The sequence below is a fragment of the Streptomyces sp. NPDC001617 genome (assembly GCF_053596855.1).
On the sequence record NZ_JBSFHA010000091.1, the window covers coordinates 15,966 to 28,962 of the forward strand.

Below are 12,997 nucleotides of genomic sequence, written 5' to 3' on the forward strand. Positions count from 1 at the left end.
CGTCGGGGGCGGCTCGTCCGTAAAGTGGTGGACGTGCCAAGGATTCGAGCGGCCTCCGTGGCCGAGCACAGGTCGATGCAGCGAGCCGCCCTACTGGACGCGGCTCGGTCGTTGTTGTCCGAGGGCGGGACGGAAGCGCTGACGTTTCCGGCTCTCGCCGAGCGGACGGGGCTGGCGCGGTCGTCCGTGTACGAGTACTTCCGGTCGCGCGCGGCCGTCGTCGAGGAACTGTGCGAGGCCGACTTCCCCGTGTGGGCCGCGGAGGTCGCGGCGGCCATGGAACGGGCCGGCTCGGCCGAGGGCAAGGTCGAGGCGTACGTACGGCAGCAACTGGTGCTGGTGGGGGACCGGCGGCACCGGGCTGTGGTGGCGATCTCCGCCAGTGAGCTGGACGCGGGGGCCCGGGAGAAGATCCGGGCCGCGCACGGCGGGCTCGTGGCGATGATCGTCGAGGCGCTCGGGGAGATGGGGCATGCGGAGCCCCGGCTGGCCGCGATGTTGCTGCAGGGCGTGGTGGACGCCGCCGTGCGGCGGATCGAGCTGGGGGCGGCGGAGGATCCGGCGGCGATCACCGAGGCCGCCGTGGCCATGGCACTGCGGGGCGTTCGGGGCTAGCCAGGGCCTGTTACGAAAGTCCCGCCTGCCCCGCGACGCCCGGCACGCGCTCTCGACGCACCTTGCGAAAGTCCCGTCGTCCGCCCGTAGGGCGGGCCCCGCGGCGTCCGGTGCGTGCTCTCGACGTGCCGGGTGCAAGCCCTCGTACCGGACGTACTTGGGCTTGTGCCCCTAGGGCAGCGGTACGCCCAGGACCGGCAGGAGTCTCGACGGTCCTCCGTTCAGCAGCCACGGTGGCAGCAGGGACAGGGGGTTCAGGTAGGTCTCGTCCCGCAGCAGGCCCCAGTGCACGCACGTGGTCGTGCAGTGCGAGCCCGTCGCTTCCACTGTTCCCAGGACCTCTCCGGGCTCCACCTCGTCGCCCTTGATCACCGAGGCCCGCACCGGCTCGTACGTCGTCCGGAGATCCGTGCCGGTCAGCTCCACGGAGATCACGCCCCGTCCTGCCACCCGGCCCGCGTAGGACACCCGGCCGGCCGCCACCGCCCGCACGGGGGTTCCGGCCGGCGCCGCCAGGTCGACGCCCCGATGGCCCCGGCCGTACACCGTCGCCGGGGGCTCCCAGCCTCGTAGGACCAGGGGGCGTGTTCCCACCGGCCAGGCGCGGCCGATCGTGGGAACCGGTGGTCCGGGTTCCGTCGGTGGGGGAGGGGTGTCCGCCCAGGCCCAGGGGGCCAGGAACACCAAGGTCAGGCCCAGCAGTACCGCCCACACCGGTCGTCCGTGTCGCATCGCTCGCATGCGAGAACCGTCCCGCGATCCCGCCGATCACGGCTGGCGCCTGTGGACTACTCGCCGGTTGTGGACAGCGGCGTCACCCGGTACCTCGCGGGTCCCGTACACTTCTTCTGGCGATCCGGGTCACCGGGTCGACTTCGCACGCCCCGACATCAGGCCGCCAAGCGGTCGGTGTCAGCGCCTCTCGGTCCCTTGCGGCAAGGCGCATCGCGGGCGTCAGGCGCGGGAGCCGTCCGGTCCCCGCGGCACAACCGAGAAATTCAAGGAGATACGGCCATGGCCGTCGTCACGATGCGGGAGCTGCTGGAGAGCGGCGTCCACTTCGGTCACCAGACCCGTCGTTGGAACCCGAAGATGAAGCGCTTCATCTTCACCGAGCGCAACGGCATCTACATCATCGACCTGCTCCAGTCGCTGTCGTACATCGACCGCGCCTACGAGTTCGTCAAGGAGACCGTCGCCCACGGCGGCACGGTCATGTTCGTCGGCACGAAGAAGCAGGCGCAGGAGGCCATCGCCGAGCAGGCCACCCGCGTCGGCATGCCCTACGTCAACCAGCGCTGGCTGGGCGGCATGCTCACCAACTTCTCCACCGTCTACAAGCGTCTGCAGCGCCTCAAGGAGCTCGAGCAGATCGACTTCGAGGACGTCGCGGCCTCGGGTCTGACCAAGAAGGAGCTTCTCGTGCTCTCGCGCGAGAAGGCCAAGCTGGAGAAGACCCTCGGTGGTATCCGCGAGATGCAGAAGGTGCCCAGCGCCGTCTGGATCGTGGACACCAAGAAGGAGCACATCGCGGTCGGTGAGGCCCGGAAGCTCAACATCCCGGTCGTCGCCATCCTCGACACCAACTGCGACCCCGACGAGGTCGACTACAAGATCCCGGGCAACGACGACGCGATCCGCTCCGTCACCCTGCTCACCCGCGTGATCGCCGACGCCGTCGCCGAGGGCCTCATCGCCCGCAGCGGTGTGGCCACCGAGGGCAAGGGCGAGAAGGCCGCGGGCGAGCCGCTGGCCGAGTGGGAGCGCGACCTGCTCGAGGGCGAGAAGAAGGCCGACGAGGCGGAGAAGCCGGCCGAGGCCGCTGCTGAGGCTCCGGCTGCTGAGGCCCCGGCCGAGGCTCCGGCTGCCGAGGCTCCGGTTGCCGAGGCCCCCGCGGCTGAGGCTCCGGCTGCCGAGGCTCCGGCCGCGGACGCCGAGCAGGCCTGACCCGTCAGCGTCAGGGTTGACGGCGGGGGCGGCGTGAAGTCCGCCCCCGCCGTTCACCCGTAGGTCAGCGGCGAGTCAGCGGCCCCCGGCTACATGGGGGCCGTAGACCCCGTAGATCTTCGATCTTCCAGACTTCGAGAAAGATTCACAGACTCATGGCGAACTACACCGCCGCCGACGTCAAGAAGCTTCGTGAGCTCACCGGCGCCGGCATGATGGACTGCAAGAAGGCGCTGGACGAGGCCGAGGGCAACGTCGACAAGGCCGTCGAGGCGCTCCGCATCAAGGGCCAGAAGGGCGTCGCCAAGCGCGAGGGCCGCTCCGCCGAGAACGGCGCCGTGGTCTCCCTCATCGCCGACGACAACACCTCCGGTGTCCTGGTCGAGCTGAAGTGCGAGACGGACTTCGTCGCCAAGGGCGAGAAGTTCCAGGCCGTCGCCACCGCGATCGCCGAACACGTCGCCCAGACCTCCCCGGCCGACATCGAGGCCCTGCTCGCCTCCGAGATCGAGGCCGGCAAGACCGTCCAGGCGTTCGTGGACGAGGCCAACGCCAACCTCGGCGAGAAGATCGTCCTCGACCGTTTCGCGCAGTTCGCCGACGGTTTCGTCTTCGCGTACATGCACCGCACCATGCCCGACCTGCCCCCGCAGATCGGTGTCCTGGTCGAGCTGGACAAGGCCGACGCCGACCTGGCCAAGGGCGTGGCCCAGCACATCGCCGCCTTCGCGCCGAAGTACCTCTCCAAGGAGGACGTGCCGGCCGAGGTCGTCGAGTCCGAGCGCCGCGTCGCCGAGGAGACCACCCGCGCCGAGGGCAAGCCCGAGGCCGCCCTGCCGAAGATCGTCGAGGGTCGCCTCAACGGCTTCTTCAAGGACGCCACGCTGCTCGGTCAGCCGTACGCGCTCGACAACAAGAAGTCCGTCCAGAAGGTCCTGGACGAGGCCGGTGTCACCCTGAAGCGCTTCACGCGCATCAAGGTCGGCATCTGAGTCCGTACCGCGACGGGCGCGCGACCCCTATAGGGTCGTATGCAGTTGTCTACGGCTGACGGACGACAGCAGATCTGACGAGGAGGCCATTGCCGAGCATGGGATGCGAACGACACCCCGCCGGCAGTGGCCTTCTTCGTATGTGCAACAGGTGAAAGAGGCGGGATCCCCATGACCACCAAGGCCCAGAAGAGCGACGACGGCAAAGTAAGCGGCCGGTTTCTGCTGAAGCTGTCCGGAGAGGCCTTCGCCGGTGGCGGTGGCCTGGGTGTGGACCCGGACGTGGTGCACAAGATCGCCCGCGAGATCGCCGCCGTCGTGCGGGACGGGGCGCAGATCGCGGTCGTCATCGGCGGCGGCAACTTCTTCCGTGGCGCGGAGCTGCAGCAGCGCGGCATGGACCGGGCCCGCTCGGACTACATGGGCATGCTCGGCACCGTGATGAACTGCCTCGCGCTCCAGGACTTCCTGGAGAAGGAGGGCATCCAGTCCCGGGTGCAGACCGCCATCACCATGGGCCAGGTCGCCGAGCCGTACATCCCGCTGCGTGCCATCCGGCACCTGGAGAAGGGCCGCGTGGTCATCTTCGGTGCCGGTATGGGCATGCCGTACTTCTCCACCGACACCACCGCCGCCCAGCGCGCCCTGGAGATCGACGCCGAGGCGCTGCTGATGGGCAAGAACGGCGTCGACGGGGTCTACGACTCCGACCCCAAGCGCAACCCGGACGCCGTCAAGTTCGACTCCCTCGGCTACGGCGAGGTCATCACCCGCGACCTCAAGGTCGCCGACGCCACCGCCGTCACGCTGTGCCGCGACAACAAGCTCCCGATCCTCGTCTTCGAGCTTCTGGCGGAGGGCAATATCGCCCGCGCCGTCAAGGGTGAGAAGATCGGCACGCTGGTGGGTGACCAGGACAGCCGGGACTGACCAGCAACACCCCTGGACCCTGACCGGGGGATGGACAATGTCCTGCCGGTCGGGAACCGTGCAGGAAGAAGACGCGACGCAGCCGGCCGCCGCCCCCACGCATATGGAACAGCAGCCGGGCCTACTCAAGACACGCAGGAGCAAGTGGTGATCGAAGAGACCCTCCTCGAGGCCGAGGAGAAGATGGAGAAGGCCGTCGTGGTCGCCAAGGAGGACTTCGCCGCGATCCGCACCGGTCGTGCGCACCCGGCGATGTTCAACAAGATCGTGGCCGACTACTACGGCGCGCCGACGCCGATCAACCAGCTGGCTTCGTTCTCCGTGCCGGAGCCGCGCATGGCGGTGGTGACCCCGTTCGACAAGACGGCCCTGCGCAACATCGAGCAGGCCATCCGCGACTCCGACCTGGGCGTCAACCCGAGCAACGACGGCAACATCATCCGTGTGGTGTTCCCGGAGCTCACCGAGGAGCGCCGCCGCGACTACATCAAGGTGGCCAAGGGCAAGGCCGAGGACGCGCGCGTGTCCATCCGCTCCGTGCGCCGCAAGGCCAAGGACGCCATCGACAAGCTGATCAAGGACGGCGAGGTCGGCGAGGACGAGGGCCGCCGTGCGGAGAAGGAGCTCGACGACTCCACCCACAAGTACGTGGCCCAGGTGGACGAGCTCCTGAAGCACAAGGAAGCGGAGCTGCTCGAGGTCTGATGAACGACTCTTCCTGGGGAGCGCCGCCACACACCGGGTACTGGGGGCCGTCCGACCAGGGGCCTGTCCAAGGGGCTGCCCCGGCGGGTCCCGCGTACGATGCGCCTGAGGCGCAGCAGACTCGCCCCATGCCCATCGTGCCCGACGGACCCGCTGTACCTCGATACGGCGACGACCAGGATGACGACCGGGGGGCTGCTCGCATGAGCGGCCCCTTGTTCCGCGACGAATCGCCGCAGGCGCAGACCTACGACATGCCGCAGACGCCGCCCTATCCGGCGGCGCAGCAGAATCCGGAGCCCATGCCCGACGCCCCACAGCCGGCGCCCCCGCCGCAGAAGAAGAGCGCGGGGCGCGACCTGGGCGCGGCCATAGGCGTCGGCGTCGGACTCGGCGTGGTGATCATCGCCTCGCTGTTCGTCGTCAAGGCCGCCTTCGTCGGCGTGGTCGCGGTCGCCGTGGTCGTAGGCCTGTGGGAGCTGACCAGCCGGCTCCAGGAGCGCAAGGGCATCAAGGCGCCCCTGGTCCCGCTGGCGCTGGGTGGCGCCGCGATGGTCGTCGCCGGGTATGTGCGGGGCGCGGAGGGCGGGTGGGTGGCGATGGCACTCACGGCACTCGCGGTCCTCGTATGGCGCATGACGGAGCCGCCGGAGGGCTACCTCAAGGACGTCACGGCGGGCGTCTTCGCGGCGTTCTACGTCCCGTTCCTGGCGACGTTCGTGGCGCTGATGCTGGCCGCCGACGACGGCCCCTGGCGCGTACTGACCTTCCTGTTGCTGACGGTGGTCAGCGACACGGGCGCGTACGCCGTCGGCTGGCGCTTCGGCAGGCACAAGCTGGCTCCGCGCATCAGCCCCGGCAAGACCCGCGAGGGCCTGCTGGGCGCGGTGTCCTTCGCGATGGTGGCGGGCGCGCTGTGCATGCAGTTCCTGATCGACGACGGCTCCTGGTGGCAGGGCCTGGTCCTCGGCCTCGCGGTCGCGGCCAGCGCCACGCTGGGCGACCTCGGCGAGTCGATGATCAAACGGGACCTGGGCATCAAGGACATGGGCACGCTGCTGCCGGGACACGGCGGCATCATGGACCGCCTGGACTCGCTCCTGCCCACGGCACCGGTGGTGTGGCTGCTGCTGGTGCTGTTCGTGGGCTCCGGCTGACTCTGCGGACCGTCCCACTCCGCCGATGGCGCCTCCGTCGGTGGAGTGGGACGATTCCGGTGTAAACCCTCCAAGGGGGTCACACCATGTCAGCCATCCGAGAATCGATCGACGTCGACTGCCCCGCGGACGACGTCTACGCCTATGTGATCGACCCCTCCCACCTGCCGGAATGGCAGCTGAGCGCGGTCTCCGCGGAGCGGCTCGACGAGGGCCCGCTCCACACCGGCTCCAAGGTCCGGGTCACCCGGCGCGTCGGGCGCCGCGAGATCCCGATGACCATGGAGTACACCGAGTACGACCCGCCGCACAGCTGGAGTGTGCGGGGCATCGACGGCCCTATCAGGGGCAACTTCCACGGCGAGGTCGAGCCGATCGACGAAGGTCGCCGCGCCCGCGTGACCATGGAGCTCGACTTCGAGGGACACGGCCTCGGCAAGGTCCTGCTGCCCCTCGTCGTGCGCTCCCAGGTCCGCAAGGAGCTGCCGCGCAACGAGCAGCTGCTCAAGGACAAGCTGGAGCACGGGGCGGCCTAGCGGCTCACGAGGTGCAGACGTCCTTCAGCTCGTCGGCCGCCTTGTCGATCTTCGTGGAGTCCGGGTTCTCCCCGTTCAGGACGGCCTTGTTGTAGTCGGTCACGGCCCGGTCGAGGTCCTTCACGGCCTTGTCGACCTTGCTGTTGTCCGACCCCTTCTGCTGGTTGCCGATCGTGTCGAGGTTCTTCTCGATGGTGTCGATGGCCTCGTCGGTCCGCGAGGGGTCGCGCGCCGCGTCCAGCCCGGCCTCGTGGATCGCCTTCAGGCTGTCCGTGATCGTGTCGTAGTTCCGTACGCAGTCCAGCGAGTTGTCGACGTCGCCGGGGTCGCACCCGGTGACGAGCCCGGCGGTCAGCGCGACGGCTGCCGCGGTGGTGGCGACGGTGGCGATACGGCGACGACGGCGGCGGTTGGCGGCCATGGGATGGTCCCCTCCTGGAAGGCGTTGGTGGCGCTGTGTGCCGTCCACGATCCCGGCGTACGCCGGCCGCCACGAGGGAACCTTCACCCCGATCGGTGGTGTAGAGGGCTACACCACGACCCGTGAGGAGGGGTGGTGCGGTCGCTTGGGCGAGGACCTGGCCTGCGTGGAGGATCTGCGGACATGGCTGACGGCGCACGGGATTCGCTGTGAGACGTGGGGCCGCGACGGCACCAAGTCGGTCCGGAGCCTGTGGAACGAGATCGCGGCCGGCGAGACCCGGCTGTCCCCGGACCCGCCGATGCGGGAGGTGGCAGTCGTCAGTGTGCTGATCGAGACGGGCGGCCGACGGCTGACCGAGGTGCGTCAGCTGATGGCCGACGGAACCGTGCGGGAGCGGAACGTGCGGCCCTCGGAGAAGCTGCTCTCCGGGGAGACCCCGGTCGCGGCGGCGCTGCGCTGCCTGGTCGAGGAGCTTCGTGTGGACGCGCTGGACGTCACCGTCGCCGCCGAACCGCTCTCCATGACCGTCGAGCAGCTGGACTCACCGTCCTACCCCGGCCTGCCGACGCGCTACACCCTGCACACGGTCGCCGCGACGGTCCCGGGCCTCCCTTCGACGGCGTTCACCACCGAAGAGGCCCCCGGTACCGGTGAGGCGGCGGTGCGCACCCACTACTGGGAATGGCATTAGCGGCGATCTGCGACACTGGTACCGCCATGCCTAAGCCCGGAGAACTCACTTTCGTCGCCCCCCGCGGAGCCAAGAAGCCGCCGCGGCACCTTGCCGACCTCACGCCTGCCGAGCGCAAGGACGCGGTGGCCGAGATCGGCGAGAAGCCGTTTCGCGCCAAGCAGCTCTCGCAGCACTACTTCGCGCGGTACGCGCACGACCCGGCGGAGTGGACCGACATTCCGGCCGCGGCGCGCCCCAGACTGCAGGAGGCGCTGCTTCCCGAGCTGATGACCGTCGTACGGCATCTGTCGACCGACCAGGGGACGACGCGGAAGACGCTGTGGCGGCTGTTCGACGGGACCCTCGTCGAGTCCGTGCTGATGCGGTACCCGGACCGGGTGACCATGTGCATCAGCTCGCAGGCGGGATGCGGGATGAACTGCCCGTTCTGCGCCACCGGGCAGGCGGGGCTGGACAGGAACCTGTCCACCGCGGAGATCGTGCATCAGATCGTGGACGGGATGCGGGCTCTGCGGGACGGGGAAGTGCCGGGCGGGCCCGCCCGGCTTTCCAACATCGTCTTCATGGGGATGGGCGAGCCGCTCGCCAACTACAAGCGGGTCGTCGGCGCGGTGCGGGCCCTCACCGATCCCGCGCCGGACGGGCTCGGGCTGTCGCAGCGCGGCATCACCGTCTCCACCGTCGGACTCGTCCCGGCCATCCACCGGTTCGCCGACGAGGGCTTCAAGTGCCGGCTCGCCATCTCGCTCCACGCCCCCGACGACGAGCTGCGCGACACCCTCGTCCCCGTGAACACGCGGTGGAAGGTGCGCGAGGTCCTCGACGCCGGGTTCGAGTACGTGGAGAAGAGCGGGCGGCGGCTGTCGATCGAGTACGCGCTCATTCGCGACATCAACGATCAGGCGTGGCGCGGGGACCGGCTCGGGCGGCTGCTGCGCGGCAAGCCCGTGCACGTCAATCTCATCCCGCTGAACCCGACCCCCGGCTCGAAGTGGACCGCCTCCCGGCCCGAGGACGAGAAGGCGTTCGTCGAGGCCATCGCGGCGCACGGCGTGCCGGTGACCGTCCGGGACACCCGTGGCCAGGAGATCGACGGGGCGTGTGGACAGCTGGCCGCCACCGAGCGGTAGCCTGTCCCGGTACGTACATCTTCATATCCGACAGGGGAGCGCAACAGCGCTGAGAGTGCGGCGATCGGGCCGCAGACCCTCTGAACCTCGCCCAGGTCATTCTGGGTAGGAAGTTCGGTCATCACCGTGAACACCAGGAAGTATGCGGCTGTCCTCGTCGGCCTCGGTCTCGTCACGCTGTCCGCGTGCGGGTCGGGGTCCGGCGGCAGCGGTTCGTCCGCCGGCTCCAAGACCGTCACCCTCGTCAGCCATGACTCGTGGGCCGTCTCGAAGACCGTCCTCGCGGACTTCGAGAAGCAGTCCGGCTACAAGGTCAGGGTCCTCAAGGGCGGCGACGCCGGACAGGCCGTCAACAAGGCCATCCTCACCAAGGACAACCCCCAGGGCGACGTCTTCTTCGGCGTCGACAACACCCTCCTCTCGCGGGCCCTCGACAACGGACTCTTCCAGTCCTACGAGGCCAAGGGCGCGGACCGCGTCCAGTCGCCGTATCGGGTCGACCAGGACAAGCACCGGGTCACCCCCATCGACTACGGCGACATCTGCGTCAACTACGACAAGGCCTACTTCAGCAAGCACAAGCTGACCCCGCCCCAGTCGTTCGACGATCTGCTCAAGCCCGCCTACAAGAACCTCCTCGTCACCGAGAACGCCTCCACCTCCTCGCCCGGCCTCGGCTTCCTGCTCGGCACGGCGGCCAAGTACGGCGACGACGGCTGGCAGGACTACTGGAAGAAGCTCAAGGCCAACGGCGTCAAGGTCGTCGACGGCTGGGAGCAGGCCTACAACGAGGAGTTCTCGGGCTCGGCCGGCGGCAAGAAGGCCAAGGCCGACCGACCGCTCGTCGTCTCCTACGCCTCCTCCCCGCCCGCCGAGGTCGTCTTCGCCGACCCACGCCCGAAGACCGCGCCGACCGGAGTGTCGTACGGGACCTGCTTCCGGCAGATCGAGTACGCGGGGCTGCTGAGCAACGCCAAGAACGCCAAGGGCGGCAAGGCCTTCATCGACTTCCTGGTGAGCAAGGAGTTCCAGGAGGACATGCCGCTGAACATGTTCGTCTACCCGGTGGTGGACGGGGCGAGCGTGCCCAAGGAGTTCACCGAGTACGGTCCCGCCGCCAAGGCCCCCGAGACCATGGCGCCGACGAAGATCGCCGCCGACCGTGACCAGTGGGTCAAGTCGTGGACGTCACTCGTACTGAGGTAACTGCCGACCGGCGCGGGAACGCGGCGCGGCTCGGGCTCCTGGCCGTGCCCGTCGCGTTCTTCGCGGTGTTCTTCGCCTGGCCCGTAGCCGCGATCGTGGCGCGCGGACTGAAGGTGGACGGGGCCTGGCGGTTCGGACGGCTGCTGGACGTCGTCGCGCAGTCCGACATCCGGCACGTCCTGTGGTTCACCACCTGGCAGGCGCTCGCCTCCACCGCGCTGACGCTGCTGGTCGCGCTCCCGGGGGCGTACGTCTTCGCGCGCTTCGACTTTCCGGGCAGACAGGTGCTGCGGGCCGTGGTCACCGTCCCGTTCGTGCTGCCGACCGTCGTCGTCGGTACGGCGTTCCTCGCCCTCGTCGGGCGCGGCGGGCTGCTCGACGAGTGGTGGGGCGTACGGCTGGACACGACCGTGTGGGCCATCCTGCTGGCGCACGTCTTCTTCAACTACGCCGTCGTCGTACGGACGGTGGGCGGCCTGTGGGCCCAACTGGACCCCCGCCAGGAGGAGGCGGCGCGGATGCTGGGCGCGTCGCCGCTGAGTGCCTGGCGCAGGGTCACGCTGCCCGCGCTGGCGCCCGCGGTGGCCGCCGCCGCGCTGATGGTCTTCCTGTTCACCTTCACCTCCTTCGGTGTCGTCCAGATCCTCGGCGGACCGACCTTCTCCACCCTCGAGGTCGAGATCTACCGGCAGACCTCCGAGATCTTCGACCTCTCCACGGCCGCCGTGCTCACGATCGTCCAGTTCGTGGCCGTGGGCGCGATCCTCGCCGTGCACGCGTGGACGGTACGGCGGCGGGAGACCGCCCTGCGCCTGGTGGACGCCGGTGTCACGGCCCGCCGGCCGCGCGGGGCCGGGCAGTGGGCGCTGCTCGCCGGCGTCCTCGCCACGATCGCCGTCCTCCTCGTGCTGCCGCTGGCCGTGCTGGTCCAACGGTCCCTGGACACCCCCGACCTCGGCTACTACCGGGCGCTCACGAAGGACACCTCCGGCACCTTCCTCGTCCCGCCGATCCAGGCGATCGGCAACTCGCTCCAGTACGCCCTCGCCGCCACCGCCATCGCGGTGGTGATCGGCGGACTGGCCGCCGCGGCCCTCGCGCGCAGGGACGCCGGCCGGCTGGTCCGTGGCTTCGACGCCCTGTTGATGCTGCCGCTGGGCGTCTCCGCGGTGACGGTCGGCTTCGGCTTCCTGATCGCGCTGGACGAGCCGCCGCTGGACCTGAGGTCCTCCTGGATCCTGGTGCCGCTCGCGCAGGCGCTGGTGGGGGTCCCCTTCGTCGTACGGACCATGCTGCCCGTCCTGCGGGCCGTGGACGCCCGTCTGCGCGAGGCGGCCGCCGTGCTCGGGGCGTCGCCGTGGCGGGTGTGGCGGGAGGTCGATCTGCCGATGGTGCGGCGGGCGCTGCTGGTCGCGGCCGGGTTCGCCTTCGCCGTGTCGCTGGGGGAGTTCGGGGCGACCGTGTTCATCGCGCGGCCCGACAACCCGACCCTGCCGGTCGCGGTGGCACGGCTGCTCGGGCGCCCCGGCGATCTCAACTACGGCCAGGCGATGGCCCTTTCGACGATTCTGATGGTGGTGTGCGCGGTGGCGCTGCTGGTCCTTGAGCGGCTCCATACCGACCGGACCGGGGAGTTCTAGATGCTGCTGAGTCTGGAGGACGCCACGGTCCGCTTCGGCGGGCGGGCCGTGCTCGACGCCGTCGGCCTGGAGGTCGCCGAGCACGAGGTGGTGTGCGTGCTCGGGCCGAGCGGCAGCGGCAAGTCGACACTGCTGCGGGCCGTGGCGGGGCTGCAGGTCCTCGACTCCGGGCGGGTGCTGCTCGACGGGCGGGACCAGGAGGGGACGCCCGCGCACAAGCGGGGGATCGGGCTGATGTTCCAGGACCATCAGCTGTTCCCGCAGCGGGACGTGGGCGGCAATGTCGCGTTCGGGCTGCGGATGCACGGTGCCTCGAAGGACCAACAGGCGGAGCGCGTACGGGAGTTGCTGGAGCTGGTCGGTCTCCCGGGCGCCGCCCGCCGGGCCGTCGCGTCGCTCTCCGGCGGGGAGCAGCAGCGGGTGGCGCTCGCCCGGGCGCTCGCGCCCCACCCCCGCCTGCTGATGCTGGACGAGCCGCTCGGGCAGCTCGACCGTTCGCTGCGCGAGCGGCTGGTCGTCGAACTCCGTGAACTCTTCGGGCGGTTGGGCACCACCGTGCTCGCCGTGACGCACGACCAGGGCGAGGCCTTCGCGTTGGCCGACCGGGTCGTGGTGATGCGGGACGGGCGGATCGCCCAGTCCGGTACGCCCCTTGAGGTCTGGCAGCGTCCCGCGGACGCGTTCGTGGCCCGGTTCCTCGGCTTCGACAACGTGGTCGAGGGGACGGTGACGGGCGAGGCCGCGGACACTCCGTGGGGCAAGGTGCCGGTGCCCGAGAACGCCCCCCAGGGGCCCCGGACGCTTCTCGTGCGGCCCGCCGGCGTACGGCTCGTGGCGGCCGACGAGGGCCTGCGCTGCACGGTCGCCGCGCGCACGTTCAAGGGCACCCATGTCGCCGTACGACTGCAGCCGGAGGAGGCGCCGCGGCTGGAGGCGGCGTGCGCGCTGCGGGAGGCGCCGGAGGTCGGGGAGACGGTCGGGGTGGAGTTCGACGCGGCCGAAATCGTGGTGCTCGGCTGAG

The 12,997-nt window shown here is 70.0% G+C and carries 14 protein-coding genes; 12 read left to right on the top strand and 2 right to left on the bottom strand.

The features are described 5' to 3' along the window. Nucleotides 1-57 precede the first annotated feature (57 nt). The gene (locus ACWC09_RS42975; RefSeq protein WP_450856595.1) at nt 58-615 is read left to right on the top strand and encodes a TetR/AcrR family transcriptional regulator; all 558 of its coding nucleotides are present in this window, start codon (nt 58-60) and stop codon (nt 613-615) included. A gap of 171 nt (nt 616-786) precedes the next feature. Here the strand turns inward: ACWC09_RS42975 and ACWC09_RS42980 are convergent, their stop codons facing one another. Continuing rightward, nucleotides 787-1,347, bottom strand: a complete 561-nt coding sequence (locus tag ACWC09_RS42980; RefSeq protein WP_450856563.1) for a M23 family metallopeptidase — start codon at nt 1,345-1,347, stop codon at nt 787-789. Between the two features lie 282 nt (nt 1,348-1,629). Here ACWC09_RS42980 and rpsB point away from each other — a divergent pair, with 282 nt between their 5' ends. The 6 genes from rpsB to ACWC09_RS43010 all read left to right on the top strand — a co-directional run bounded on the left by rpsB (nt 1,630) and on the right by ACWC09_RS43010 (nt 6,882). Continuing rightward, nucleotides 1,630-2,562, top strand: coding sequence for a 30S ribosomal protein S2 (gene rpsB, locus ACWC09_RS42985; RefSeq protein ID WP_450856565.1), 933 nt, complete (start codon nt 1,630-1,632; stop codon nt 2,560-2,562). A 155-nt stretch (nt 2,563-2,717) separates the two neighbouring features. Then, nucleotides 2,718-3,554, top strand: a complete 837-nt coding sequence (tsf, locus tag ACWC09_RS42990; RefSeq protein ID WP_450856566.1) for a translation elongation factor Ts — start codon at nt 2,718-2,720, stop codon at nt 3,552-3,554. Nucleotides 3,555-3,725: 171 nt separating this feature from the next. Beyond that, on the top strand, nt 3,726-4,484 hold the full coding sequence (pyrH, locus tag ACWC09_RS42995) for a UMP kinase (protein ID WP_450856568.1): 759 nt from the start codon (nt 3,726-3,728) through the stop codon (nt 4,482-4,484). Between the two features lie 147 nt (nt 4,485-4,631). After that, nucleotides 4,632-5,189 carry a ribosome recycling factor gene (gene frr, locus ACWC09_RS43000; RefSeq protein ID WP_030943211.1) on the top strand — a complete coding sequence of 186 codons (558 nt, stop codon included), beginning with the start codon at nt 4,632-4,634 and terminating at the stop codon, nt 5,187-5,189. Next, nucleotides 5,189-6,346, top strand: a complete 1,158-nt coding sequence (locus tag ACWC09_RS43005; RefSeq protein ID WP_450856569.1) for a phosphatidate cytidylyltransferase — start codon at nt 5,189-5,191, stop codon at nt 6,344-6,346. Before frr ends, ACWC09_RS43005 begins: the two co-directional genes overlap by 1 nt. A gap of 86 nt (nt 6,347-6,432) precedes the next feature. Next, nucleotides 6,433-6,882 (top strand): SRPBCC family protein, encoded by a 450-nt coding sequence (locus ACWC09_RS43010; protein ID WP_450856570.1) that lies wholly within the window; start codon nt 6,433-6,435, stop codon nt 6,880-6,882. A gap of 4 nt (nt 6,883-6,886) precedes the next feature. Here the strand turns inward: ACWC09_RS43010 and ACWC09_RS43015 are convergent, their stop codons facing one another. Next, nucleotides 6,887-7,303, bottom strand: coding sequence for a hypothetical protein (locus ACWC09_RS43015; protein ID WP_450856571.1), 417 nt, complete (start codon nt 7,301-7,303; stop codon nt 6,887-6,889). Between the two features lie 37 nt (nt 7,304-7,340). Between ACWC09_RS43015 and ACWC09_RS43020 the strand changes: the two genes are divergently transcribed. From ACWC09_RS43020 to ACWC09_RS43040, 5 genes are all read left to right on the top strand, one after another. Next, the gene (locus tag ACWC09_RS43020) at nt 7,341-7,997 is read left to right on the top strand and encodes a hypothetical protein (protein WP_450856572.1); all 657 of its coding nucleotides are present in this window, start codon (nt 7,341-7,343) and stop codon (nt 7,995-7,997) included. Between the two features lie 26 nt (nt 7,998-8,023). Beyond that, a complete protein-coding gene (gene rlmN, locus ACWC09_RS43025) occupies nt 8,024-9,130 on the top strand; it encodes a 23S rRNA (adenine(2503)-C(2))-methyltransferase RlmN (RefSeq protein WP_450856573.1) in 1,107 nt (368 codons plus the stop codon). 126 nt (nt 9,131-9,256) lie between these two features. Next, a complete protein-coding gene (locus tag ACWC09_RS43030) occupies nt 9,257-10,336 on the top strand; it encodes a thiamine ABC transporter substrate-binding protein (RefSeq protein WP_450856574.1) in 1,080 nt (359 codons plus the stop codon). A 38-nt stretch (nt 10,337-10,374) separates the two neighbouring features. Beyond that, the gene (locus tag ACWC09_RS43035) at nt 10,375-11,976 is read left to right on the top strand and encodes an ABC transporter permease (protein ID WP_450856597.1); all 1,602 of its coding nucleotides are present in this window, start codon (nt 10,375-10,377) and stop codon (nt 11,974-11,976) included. Continuing rightward, complete coding sequence (locus ACWC09_RS43040; RefSeq protein ID WP_450856575.1) at nt 11,977-12,996, top strand: ABC transporter ATP-binding protein; 1,020 nt, start codon at nt 11,977-11,979, stop codon at nt 12,994-12,996. Nucleotide 12,997 lies beyond the last annotated feature (1 nt).